Genomic DNA, 12,848 nt, shown 5'->3' with positions numbered 1-12,848 from the left:
CCTGACAGGCCATCAAATCATAAATGCAGAATATTTTTTCGAGAGCGTATGTTCTGAGCCATTGGAATGGGACGTCAAGCCGTTGAATATTGGGTCACGAAAGCATGAGGACCGTTTGCCATGAGAACAGCTCCCAACCTTGAACAGACTCAAGTCATTGATGAACTTGATGGGCCTTTGCTGGTAGTTGCTGGACCTGGCTCCGGGAAGACCTTTTGTCTGGTTGAGAGAGTTGCAAACATCCTGCGTACCAAAAAAATCGAGCCAGAACGGGTTTTGGTATCAACCTTCACAGAGAAAGCAGCGAAGGAACTGGTCACCCGTATCACATCACGGCTGGGTGGCATCGAGAACCTGGGCAATCCACTCGACCTGACTGTCGGCACACTTCATTCGATCTTTCTGAAGCTGATAGAAGAGTTCAGAGCCTACACGCGTATCCAGAAGAACTATACGGTTCTCGATCAGTTCGATCAGCAATACTTCTTGTTTCAGCAAGCGGGCGAGTTCCGTGGCATTGATGGGATTGAAGAAGCCTTGGGACTCAGGGGGCCACAGTCGTCCTGGCGCTTCGCTGGCGTGTTGATGGCATGGCTCAACAAAATCAGTGAAGAAGGCATTACCTCTGAAAGCCTTGCTGCAAGTGAAACGCCGGAGATGAAGGCGTCTGGCGAAGCTTACAAGATCTACCAACGTCTCCTGTCAGAATACAATTACCTGGACTTCTCGACAATCCAGGTCGAAATGCTGCGCCTGCTTGATGAGCCCGAAGTCTGCGAGCAAATCCAGGGACGTTTCGACTACCTGATGATCGATGAATACCAGGACACAAACACCATTCAGGAACGCATCGTTCTCAAACTTGCGGAGGGGCACCGGAACCTCTGTGTCGTCGGGGACGATGATCAAGCGCTCTATAGGTTTCGCGGGGCATCGATCCGCAACATCCTGGAGTTTCCTTCACGATTTCCAGTTGGCCTTTGCAAGCAGGTGAGGCTGACAAAGAACTACCGATCAGAGCCACCCATCATCGACTTCTACAACAAGTGGATGGATATGGCGGACTGGTCAGAAGGCGATACAAGTTTCCGGTTCGACAAGACCATCGAGCCTGCCAAAAATGCGCAACCAGCCCATCCAACTGTCTTCAAGGTTTCAGGAGATGACGGGGGCGATAACTGGGCGGATGAAACGCTTGGCTTCCTAAAAGAAATGCGTTCCAAAGGGATTATCAAGGATTGGAACCAGGTCGCATTCCTGTTCCGTTCGGTGCGTAATGCCAAGGTTGTTGCCTTTGCCAACGATCTGGAAGTCGCTGGCATCCCGATCTATGCGCCGCGCTCGAACATGTTCTTTGAACGGACGGAAGTGCGCCTATTGATAGGGGCACTTCTGTTCTTGTTTCCGCAATACGGATCGATCCGGCAAACCCGTGAAGGCATGACCCTGCAAGTCTGGGAGTTCTATGACGCCTGCCTTGGCGATTTCATCGCGCAGTTGAAGTCGGGCGATGACCCACAGATCATGGCATGGGCAGCAGGTATGGCAAAGTCGCACCTGTCGTTGTCCGAAAACACGAACTACCCGTTCTCCGGCCTCTTCTACGACCTGATGCAGTTCCCCACCTTCAGTCGCTTCTTGGATGAAGGCATCGCCCATAGTGGCGTAAGGGACAGCAGGCCAGCGAGGAACCTCTCCAAACTTTCGCGCCTCCTGAACAAGTACGAATATCTCTACAACGTCATCGTGATCCGGCCTGACCGCCTGGAGCGTGACCTACTAATGCTCTTCAACTATTTCTTCCGGTTCCTCTGGGATGGCGGCATCGAAGAATATGAGGATGAGAGTGAATACGCCCCATCAGGCTGTGTATCGTTCATGACCATCCACCAGTCCAAGGGGCTGGAGTTCCCGATTGTCATCGTCGGATCGTTGGATGCTGTACCCCGCAAGCAATACACCGACATGGAGGTCATGCTGGAACAGGAGTTCAGCGGGCGCGACCCATTCGAGCCCATGGACCGGATCAAGACCTTCGACTTCTGGCGACTGTTCTACACCGCGTTCTCCCGTGCCCAGAACATGCTGGTCCTGACATGCCAAGAGAACACTCCCAAGGGCCGTGGGCAGCGCAATGTGCCTGCCGCCTATTTCCGGCCCGTGTACGACGACCTGAAGCCCTGGAATACGCTGACGTTTGACCCTGCCACCATCGACCTGGCCGAGGTCAAAGAGGTGGACATCAAGCAGAGCTATTCGTTCACATCCGACGTGTTGGTGTTCGAGGGGTGCCCCCAACAGTACCGCCTGTTCAAAGACCTCGAATTTGCCCCTGTGCGAACCAACGCGATCCTGTTTGGCACACTGGTTCACCAGACCATCGAAGACATCCACAAGGCCGTCCTGCGGGGCGAGGAAGGCAAGGTAACGTCAGACCAGATCACGTCCTGGTTTGATGTGAACTATGCCAACCTGACCAAGAAGGAACGGGTTTACCTCGCCGAACCCGTGCTCAGGATCGCCAAGCGCCACGTGACCAGCTATGTGGATCGGGAACGGGCACACTGGCACCGGCTGCGGGATGCAGAGGTAGAATTGTCGTTGCTCAAGGACGACTACATTCTGACGGGAACCGTGGACCTTGTTCAGGCCGATGATGGGTCGTATGAGATCATCGACTTCAAGTCAGAGAAGAAACCGGACCTGATTGATGAGGCGGATCGGCTCAGCCGCTATCGCCGCCAGCTTCAAATTTATGCCCACCTGCTGGAAGAGAAACGCCAGGTAGAGGTCAGCCGAATGACGCTGTATTACACGGGTGAAGAGGCAGGGAACCCACGGATAACGTTCAACCGCGAGACCACTGATGTTGAAGGCACAATTGCCAAAGTTGATTCCGTCATCCACAACATCGTGGAAAAGAACTACGGCATATCAGAGCGGCCAGAACGGCTCTGCAAAAATTGTGACTTTCAGGCGTTCTGTGACATGACGTTTTGTAAAGCGTAGGGGATTTTGGCAATGGCCGATAAGCAGGAATCATTTGAGAGCTTTGAATTTGATCTTCAACCCATAAGAGGCTTTCCTGAGTTGCGTTGGACTGGGAAACGTCCATTCACCGGAACGCAGTATTTTCCAGCGCAACGTAAAGAGACTTATGGTGATTCATCTGATGGATGGAGTAATAAGCTATACTGGGGCGACAATCTCCAAGTCATGTCACATCTATTGCGTGATTTTCGTGGATCGATCTCTTTGGCATACATCGACCCGCCGTTTGATAGTAAAGCAGATTACAAAAAGCCGGTGAAATTGAAGTCTGCGAATGCGAAAGGAGATCACTCTGCGTTTGAAGAGAAGCAGTATGGAGATATCTGGTCCAATGACAATTATCTCCAGTTCATCTACGAGCGGGCCATATTGCTGCGTGAATTGCTCAAAGACAATGGCTACCTCTTCGTTCATCTGGATCAACGTAAAATCCATCATGTCAGGTCACTGCTGGAAGAAGTATTTTCTCCATCAGCTTTCAAGCATGAGATTATCTTTAAGCGCCGCCATGGTCATGGCGACGCTAAGACTTTGGGGACAGTTCATGATACCATTCTTGTCTTCTGCAAAGGAAATGAAGGCACTTGGAATCCGACCTACGAGCCCTATTCCGAAGATTACATCTCAACATATTACCGCTATTCAGATGATGATGGAAGAAAATGGCTTTCTCGTTCAACAACAGCACCCGGGGGGCGCGGCCCGAGTTATGACTGGAATGGTCATACAAGGGCATGGCGATACACGGAAGTAAACATGCAAAAATTGCATGACGATGGTCGCTTATATTATACTGAAAATGGCATGCCGCGTTACAAGCAATATCTCGACGAGATGCCTGGCTTGCCAATCAGTTCACTTTGGACAAACCTACAATTTGTCGACTCATGGTCTGGTGAAAACACTTCCTACCCCACCCAAAAGCCGGAAGAACTTTTAGAGCGGATTATCCACTCCACAACGAATCCAGGCGACTTGGTGTTCGATTGCTTCATGGGGTCCGGTACTACCCAAGCCGCCGCAATGAAGTTAGGCCGGAAGTTCATCGGAGCTGATATCAACTTGGGAGCGGTTGAGACCACAGTCCACAGGCTGAACAAACGACGCGAAGAAATTGAATCGGGGCAAGCCGATCTACTTGATGCGCAAGACGTGCCCAGACACTATACGGGTTTCGAAGTCTACAACGTCAACAACTATGACATTTTTCGCAACCCTGTTGAGGCGAAAGAACTGATCAAGGAAGCCATGGAGCTTCAGCCGCTGCCCACCAGCAGTGTCTTTGATGGTCAGCGCGATCAGTTCCTGGTCAAGATCATGCCCGTAAACCGGATTGCCACCCGTCAGGACCTTAACGAGGTCATCAATGGTATGGACTTCAAAGCCTATGAACGCCGTCAGGCCGAGGCCCCGTCCAAGATAGTGGATCGGATCATGCTGGTCTGTATGGGCCACGAGCCGGACATCGGCCCAGAACTTGTCAAAGCCGCCAAACCCTTCAACATCGAGGTCGAGGTCGTTGACCTGATCCGTGACAAGGCCAACCTGCACTTCAAACGCCAGTCAGATGCCAAGCTGGTCATCAAAGACGGTCACCTTGAGATTGCAGGTTTCTACCCCCTCAACCTACTCCAGAAGCTGTCGATGGACACCGATGCGGTCGAAGACTGGCGGCAATTGGTTGAGACAATCAAGGTGGATTGGAACTATGACGGTGCCGTCCTCAGCCCCGAACTCATTGATGCGCCGGAGAAGGATGCATTGGTCACGGGCCGCTATCCGATCCCCGAAGACGCATCGACCATCCGTGTGAAGATCACCGACCTTCTTTCAGAATCCTGGGAAGGCGAGATCGAAAATGGCTAAGAAGAAAATCAACCAGGACTTCGCGTTCTTCAATGCCCTCTACCACTTTGTGCAGACCAACAAAGGGCGGGTGCGGCAGAAGTATCGTAAGCTGTCAAAGCACCTGTTGGACTTCAACGACCCCGACCTGCGCACGGATGCCTATCTGCGCCGCCCCCAGTTCGAAGCTTTGGAGATGTATGTCTTCCTCAAGGAGTTCGGCGAGAACCGCCACGTCCACCAGTTGTTCAAAGAGTGGGCCAAGGGCGAAGGTATCTTCGACGGGCTGGTGAAGGCCGATGGGTCCAAGCAGGGTCAGGGAATGCTGCTCGGCTTCGAAGAGATCATCGGGGAAGATCAGTACGACGCGCTGTTCGCAAAGATGAGTGAACGGGCCAGGAGCTACCCCAACTACATCTTCGCGCTGACTATGGGCCTGGGGAAAACCATCCTCATGGCGACGACGATCTTCTATGAGTTCCTGCTGGCCAACAAGTTCGGCAAGGACACAAAGTATTGCCGGAACGCCCTGGTGTTCGCACCGGACAAGACGGTGCTCCAATCCCTCAAGGAAATACAGACCTTCGACCTGTCGCTGGTGGTCCCCCCGGAGTACGCCAACTTCCTGCGCACCAACCTCAAGTTCCATTTCTTGGATGACACAGCTTCGACCATTGGAGCCCAGGATGGATCATCGTTCAATATCATCATTTCGAACACACAGAAGATCATCCTGAAGCGGAAGACGGCCAAACCAACTGCCACCGACAAACTGTTTGCAGAGAAGAAGGGCACCTTGTCCGAAGTTTATGGTGACCTTTACGAGATGCTGGGTGAGGACGCCCCTGAAACCGACGCAGACCTTGCTGTGAATGCAAGGTTCCAGCGTATCGCCAGGTTGCCGCAACTTGGTATCTACGTGGACGAGGCCCACCATTCGATGGGGGCTTCATTGGAAAAGGACCTTGGGCAGGCCAGACAGCCGTCTGCGTTGCGGACAACGATTGACGAGCTTGCAAGGGCCCTGGAGGCCCGGAAGAGCAGCGTGGTAGGCTGCTACAACTTCACAGGTACGCCATACGTCAAAGACCGCATCATGCCGGAGGTGGTCTATGCTTATGGGCTGAAGCCTGCCATCGACAACAAATACCTCAAGCAGCCGGATTTCTTTTCGTACACGGGTTCGATCAAGTCAGACGATTTTGTGCGTGAGGTCATCACGGACTTCTGGACCGAACTTGGTGAAACTCGCCATGAAGGCATGTTGCCCAAGCTGGCATTGTTCGCATCGACTATTGAGGAGCTGGAAAAAGACCTCCAGCCGGCAATTGAGAAGGTCCTGGCAGACCTTGGTGTATCTTCCGATAAAATCCTGCGGAACGTTGGGGATTCTCGTCTGACCACCAACGAAGACATTCGTGAGTTCAATCGCCTGGATACTGAAGGATCAAACAAACAGTTCATCCTGCTGGTCGGCAAAGGTGGTGAAGGGTGGAATTGTCGTTCACTTTTCGGCGTGGCGCTTTACCGCAAGCCAAAGTCGCGCATCTTTGTTCTACAATCCACAATGCGCTGCCTTCGAGCCATCGGTCCACATCAGGAAACAGGGCGCATCTATCTGTCTGCCGAAAACCAGGCGATCCTGGATGACGAGCTTCAGCAAAACTTCCGTGTCACAACGGATGAGCTTGGCCCGAAGAAGGACGACACGTCAGTGACGGTTGAGATTACCGCCGTGCCGCCCCCAGTCGTCATCAAGATGAAGCGACATCGGGAACTGTATAGCACCGTAAAGAAGGACGAACCGGATGCGCTTGAGATTGATCTGTCAGAAGACGCGATGGAACAGTTTCGGATCAAGGTCGAGCGACGCACCCACCTGAAAGACAAGCCGACATCGGTTGAAGACATTACAGACCGCCAGTCTCACAAAGCCTATTCACGCCTGACCCTGGTCGGTGAGTTGGCCCGCTACTTCTCCGGCGACGCCATCTCGGCGTTTGACATCGAGGACGCGCTGGAAAGTACAAAAGATGGCTTGGATGCGGTGCTGACAGCGGTCAACACCGCTAATGATGTCATCTACGATATCTTGGTGCCCCATCTGTTCCATGCGTTCTTCGAGGTGGAAAAGTTCCAGAAGTCTGTCGAAGAAGAAGTAGAATTGATCCGTGGCTACAACGATGCTTCCAACAGGTTGCCAGAGTTCACTTTCAAAGCTCAGGAGCACTTGGTTCAACGACGCGACTATCCCAAGTTTGATGGAACAAGATCAAAATCGTTCCACTTGGATGCATACTGCTTTGATAGCGCCCCCGAAGTCGAGTTCTTCGAGCGGGTGATTAAGGATGAGCGGACCGACAAGATTTACTTCACTGGCATGCTCGTGCATGGCCAGTCCGGTTTTCAGGTCTACTACATCCACCCAGAGTCCCACACAGTTTGCAACTACCATCCCGATTTTCTGGTTTACCGGGATGATGGCAAGGCACACCTAATTGAGGTGAAGTCTAACTGGAAGAAAGATGATCCAGTCGTGTTAGCAAAGAAAGAGGCTGCCGAACTCTTGGCAGTCGGCAACCAGTTCGAGTACGCACTGGTCACCAAGGAACAGTTTGATGGCTTCTTAGCACCGGATGGCTGGGACCAGTATCAACCTGATGCTATGCTCGACACCTGACAGGAGCTCGTGTGGACTCGGCCCCAAAACTCCCGCAACGAGCGGGAGGTTTGACGGGCCACTTGCAGCATATGATATGCCCAGTGGAAAGGCGTCTGTGAAAGCCTCCGGCTACCGGCAGTCGGACGACCCTCGTGCCAATTTCAGCCATGCAGCAAACCCACAGTTGCGCTTCTCTGCCGTCGGTCTGCGTTCAACAGCACCGCGAGTTGCAGAGAAAGATCCCACAAAAATTACTTGCTCCTGCGCCCGCGTGAGCGCCGTGTAGATCAGGGAGCGATCCACGATCATGCTTTGGTAAACTGGGATGATCACGCGTGACCACTGACTTCCCTGCGCCTTGTGAACGCTGATGGCCCAAGCGAGCTGGAGAAACTGTCCATCTTGCTGCTGAAGTTCATGCATGGCGCCGTCGATCTTCGCATGAATCACATCCCCATCGATCATGATGATGCGGCCCAAAGCGCCATTCGTCAGACCCCGCTTTGGATCGTTTTGCGTCCAAATGACCGGTTCGCCCTCAGCAATATGCCGAGTTTTTGGCCATAGATTTGGTTTCCTCCGAAGTATTCTCTTGTGAAAATAGGCATTGATTTGTCCGATTTCCCGGTTCGTCGGCGCAATGATCTGCATAGTAGAGCGCTTATCCCCACCGCCCGAAAGCTCCATGCCAATCCGCAGGATTTCATCACAGAAAACCTCTCGGGCGCATGGCTGGAAAGAAACGCCAGGCTCAGGTCCCTTGAAGGATGGCAGGTCTGCGATGGAGCCATTTCGGACTCCTTCTGCGAGCGAAGGAATTCCCGAACTTTGATCCTGCCGGTGGACCCGATCGAGGACAACCTTCCGGATATGTGGATCGGCCGCGAGATGGTGGAACACAACGCCTGGAGATACAGGCGGCAGCTGGGCAGGATCGCCGCAAAGGACGAGCGAACCTTCACCAATCCGCCGAAGCATACGCCATAGCTCAACGACCCCAAGCATACTCGCCTCGTCAGCGATCAGGACGTGGTCCGGCCCCAACGGGCCGTTCGATTTTTTCATTTCGATGAGAAAACGGGCTACGGTTATCGCCCGCCGTCCAGTCGCCTCAGATGCGCGCTGCGCAGCACGTCCCGACAGGGTAATGATCAGCGGTACCTTGCCAATCGACTCCTGCGTATTGCAAATGCCCTTTAGAACTGTTGTCTTACCTGACCCTGCATAGCCTGCCAGGACCAACAAGCGATGCCGGTGAGACATTCTGACAGCCTCGCGCTGAGCTTCTGTAAGGGGGAATGGCTGCCCTGCCTCACATACATCCACGAGTCTTTCCAGCGCGTCTGCCTCCGTGATGCCAGAGCACGGTGCCTGGGGGGCAATCTTCGCCAGCAAGAGTGCACACTCAGCCTCCATGTGTGCTGCACCTGGTGGCTGGAGCGCCCCTCCAAGTGCAACAGCAGCTCCTGCGTCGACAGCACGGTCTATGATCTCTGGATCGATCCTGTGCTTAGAAAGCCTCTGAGCGCGTCGTAGAGCGCGCTCCATAGTCATGAGTGTAGACCCGCTACTCAATCCGCCCTGCCCCATCAGAGCTGCCTCTATGGCGGCAATCTGACGGCGCGGGTCTTGCTTTGAGACCCCTGCGCTTGTTGCAACTCGGTCGACGGTTTTCCAATCACTCACAGCAAGCAGCAGGTATGGGTTCTGCCTTACGGCCTCTGTGCCCTGTTTGCCCCATGCTCTCGCTATGCTTATGGCCTTGTAGATAGGGATGTCTGCCCCGACGCTTGTCAGCCATGTCAGAAACTCTGCCTCAGGCAGTCGCGTCTCCAAAACCGCCGCAGCATTGATCGCCGGCGCCTCACCGATGATGTCAACAACACGGTCATCTATCGAAAGAATGGCCTCTCGCAAATCCGATCCGAGAGTTTCGAATAGCGCGCTCGCGCGAGCCGGACCGATGTATTCGAAAGCTCGGTCCCGAGCCAGATACTCTGCGAACAGGGAGGGGCGCGCAGGAAGTCCGGTTGCTAAACTGATCGGTTGGAATGTCAAAGATCAAGCTCTCCTGGCTCGATGCGACCGCCCAAAGCAATTAACTCTGCAACTTCGTCGCCCCGCATAAGCTGGCTACGAAGGCGTGCATTCTCTGCCCTCAATTCCGCATTTTTTCGCTCAGCCGCCGAAAGACGCATTTGCGCATCGCGCAGACGCTCGATGGGTACCATCAAGGTAGCATCAGCTACTTCACGTGGAGTGTCTTCTTCAGGGGCAACACGACCACGACGAGAATACTGCACTTCATGTAGGTCAGCGTGCGCTTGCAGCATCGCTTTGATTTCGCTGTTGCCGTCAATCTGACCATTGCTCAAATTGGCTTGCCGCTTGATTTCGGCATGCCAAAGCGCTCCGTTTTTGACGGGCAAAATTCCCCCCTGGGCAGCGCATTTGTCGATCAGCAAGCGAACACGTTCAGCGGCTTCACGGCCCGCCGAGCGGTTACTTTTTCTTGCTTGGGAAGGCTGAGACGTTTTTCCCATGAATCTGTCCTCGCAGCTTAGCATTCTCGACACGCAACTCGTGTGCATCCTTCGAGATCCGTTCGATATCCAATCGGTACGTCTCAATAACAGTTTCTTGCTCCGCCAGTCTCGCGTGCAATTCTACGGTATCGACCCAGTGGCGTTTCGCCTCATCCACCTGCTGCTTGAGCGCTTCTCGCAACTCACGGATTGCTGACACTGTTGGAGGAACGTCTATGCTTCGGTTCGGTGCGGACAGACTTTCCAGCCGCTCTTTTACATCTGCATAATTATCACGCCAAATCAGTGCCGCGGATCGCCCTGCCTCCTTCGCCAGATTGGTAGTGTTGATCTTTAATCTGCCCAATGCTGCCTGGGCTCTCAAATCTTTCGACTTGGGCTTCCCCTCGATCAGACGGTCCAAGGCCGCATGAAAATCGGCTTTGACGGCTTCCGGCTTAACGCTTTTCTTGCGAGTGCGCTTAATCATTGGTGACTTTCCTCCGAGCTAACTCGACACATTCCTCGGTGATCTTTTTGAGTTCCTCGTCAGTCGCTCCGATTTGCTTGAGCCACGCATGCGATTGCTTGGCAGCGTTCTGCTGTGTTTGATACATCGACAGAGGATGTTTCTGGGCCTTCATGAACGCTACGCTTTCCTGAGATCTCCGGAACCTATCCTCCCAGAAAGGACGATGCTTAGGCAAAACGAGGTAGTTTATGCAGCCGAGACATCTGCTTGGTGTCCGATACCGTTTATCTGCCCCCAACCCATCCAATATGCTGTGCGTCGAACAGCCATCTTTCCTACACTCCATATCGTCTGATCGAATAGAAACCGCAGCGCAGAGCCCGTGAGCGGCATTTGAAACCGCACTGCGCTTGGCCTTCCTTAGTTCGCGCTTTCCATCGATAACAACCCGGTATTCTTCGTCCATCAAACGACGTGTTTCGAGCAACCATTTTGCGACTACTTGATGTCGGTCTTCCGGATTGGCCTGATCGAAGTGATCGCGCAGTTCTTGCCAATCGCCTCTATGCTTGATCTCTTCAGCACCTTTTCCTGCCAATGCTGTTTCAGAAAGAGCAGCAACGATATGTTCAGCGGCAAGCTGCGCCTCCATCTCGTTCATTTGCCTTATCTGGTGTTCGTTGTTCGTATATCGCCCCGTCATCGCAATGGACATGTGACCATACTGGATCCGGATCTCTTCTTTCAGGCTGGGCTCCATTGAATACGCGAAGTTGGCAAAGGCCTTGCGCAACTGATGACTGTGGAGCAAGCTTCCACCTGAGTCCCGCCATTCTCCGAGCCAACCATCCTGCACCAGCTTCGGCGAGTCGTCCGGAAGCGCCGCCAATTCATCCTTGCATGTGTGAGCAAGAAATTGACGGATGGCATCGTTAAGGCCTGCGTTCGTCGTTTTCCACAGGTTTGAACCGTCAGGTGGTAAGCCTGAATTTCTCCAAGTTACCATAAGAGATTTCGACACCTCCGGATTAGTATTGGGCGTCTTGAGTAGGTTCCCTATCCGAACGAGAATATCCACTGCACGCTGTGCCCGAACATCTGGGGGCTTATCAAATGGCAAGTTCGGTTTGACGCCAACAATCCATTCATGAGCTTCTGGTATGCCTTCGTTAATCTTGGTGGTTATCGAATGAAGGATTACGAGAGTCTTCGCACCTGAGGCGACTGGTCGCTCCTCGATACAAGCGGCAGTACCATCTTCTCGGATATCCGAAGGAAGTTCGAGCAATTCCCCTGCGCGCACTCCGGAACTCTGTTGAATTGCAATCATCGCCGCGGCCTGAACACGGCGGACTAACCGTCCGAGCTGTAGAACACTGGTATCCTTGTCCAGTTCTGTTTTTTCGTCACGATTATTGTCGAGAGGTTTATGCCACGGAACGCCATCAATCTCCGAAAACTGAAATTTGGCCAGATCCTTCTTAGCGATTGAGGTTGCATACTGACCACCTACACCGCGACCGGCATGATACCGTTTAGCGGTCAAAAAAATGTCCGTGACCTCGATCACATCTTCAGCTCTTTGCCCGAGCCAATCTCCGGATGCGTTCAGTAAAGGAATGAGAACTTCGTCAGGGACAGGACGCCATTCATCCATTTCCTTTCGCCCAATTTCGTTAGCCACCAAAGAACTCTCCCCAGTGTCAAAAGGATGTTCAGGTAGACATGGCCTGTCGAACGCCTGGAGTATGTCGAATTGCCTGAAAATCATGGCAAACATATTCAAGTAGTTTGTGGGCGTCGAGGGAACGATTTGCTCCGGGTCTCCGCCGATGTGTTCGAGAAGTGAGCCTGCGAATGTGCGCGGGTTATCAATTACGCCGGCAGCCCACACCCGGTCGCGTGTAACATAGCTAAAATCCGGGAGGTTCTCCCGCATCATCCACGCGAAAATCGCTCGCAGGTAGCGCAAGGTGGAACCAGGCTTAGTTCCAGACGAGAAGCCATTCTCTTTTACCGCAGCGTTCCAAATTAACAGCTTGGCGTCAAGCAAGAGGCCTTCATAACCTGGTTCAGTAAGCGCGGGTTGATTTAAGGGCAAAGCAGAGGCGAACCGCACCTTTCTTTCATTTAGCGGTGCAGTACCCTCCATGATCCACTCATCGTCCCCAAATACAGACGTCGATGAAATCCGCCAGTCTTTGACAGGCACGTTGTCTTGGTGAACAGCGTCAATCCGCCTTAGGATTTCTCGATCCAACGGCTTCAAAAGTAGTGAACTCTGCATCGCAAT

Annotated in this window: 7 protein-coding genes; 3 read left to right on the top strand and 4 right to left on the bottom strand. The window is 53.1% G+C overall.

The features are described 5' to 3' along the window. Positions 1 to 120: 120 nt before the first annotated feature. From ACSQ13_RS04905 to ACSQ13_RS04895, 3 genes are read left to right on the top strand one after another with little or no spacing between them, the layout of a single operon-like run. The gene (locus ACSQ13_RS04905) at positions 121 to 3,009 is read left to right on the top strand and encodes an ATP-dependent helicase (protein ID WP_295512851.1); all 2,889 of its coding nucleotides are present in this window, start codon (positions 121 to 123) and stop codon (positions 3,007 to 3,009) included. Positions 3,010 to 3,021: 12 nt separating this feature from the next. Further along, entirely contained in the window at positions 3,022 to 4,917 is a 1,896-nt protein-coding gene (locus ACSQ13_RS04900) for a site-specific DNA-methyltransferase (protein ID WP_295512852.1), read from the top strand. Next, complete coding sequence (locus ACSQ13_RS04895) at positions 4,910 to 7,576, top strand: DEAD/DEAH box helicase family protein (protein WP_295512853.1); 2,667 nt, start codon at positions 4,910 to 4,912, stop codon at positions 7,574 to 7,576. Before ACSQ13_RS04900 ends, ACSQ13_RS04895 begins: the two co-directional genes overlap by 8 nt. Positions 7,577 to 7,687: 111 nt before the next feature. On the opposite strand, the gene ACSQ13_RS04890 is transcribed toward ACSQ13_RS04895, so the two are convergent. From ACSQ13_RS04890 to ACSQ13_RS04875, 4 genes are read right to left on the bottom strand one after another with little or no spacing between them, the layout of a single operon-like run. Next, a complete protein-coding gene (locus tag ACSQ13_RS04890) occupies positions 7,688 to 9,616 on the bottom strand; it encodes an AAA family ATPase (protein ID WP_295512854.1) in 1,929 nt (642 codons plus the stop codon). Next, a complete protein-coding gene (locus tag ACSQ13_RS04885; protein ID WP_295512855.1) occupies positions 9,613 to 10,101 on the bottom strand; it encodes a hypothetical protein in 489 nt (162 codons plus the stop codon). Before ACSQ13_RS04885 ends, ACSQ13_RS04890 begins: the two co-directional genes overlap by 4 nt. Next, positions 10,061 to 10,573, bottom strand: coding sequence for a hypothetical protein (locus tag ACSQ13_RS04880; RefSeq protein WP_295512856.1), 513 nt, complete (start codon positions 10,571 to 10,573; stop codon positions 10,061 to 10,063). Before ACSQ13_RS04880 ends, ACSQ13_RS04885 begins: the two co-directional genes overlap by 41 nt. Then, positions 10,566 to 12,842, bottom strand: a complete 2,277-nt coding sequence (locus tag ACSQ13_RS04875) for a hypothetical protein (protein WP_295512857.1) — start codon at positions 12,840 to 12,842, stop codon at positions 10,566 to 10,568. Before ACSQ13_RS04875 ends, ACSQ13_RS04880 begins: the two co-directional genes overlap by 8 nt. Positions 12,843 to 12,848 lie beyond the last annotated feature (6 nt).

Source organism: Sulfitobacter sp. SH22 (assembly GCF_965641905.1).
Classification (GTDB): Bacteria; Pseudomonadota; Alphaproteobacteria; order Rhodobacterales; family Rhodobacteraceae; genus Sulfitobacter.
This window is presented reverse-complemented; position numbering and strand designations above follow the sequence as displayed.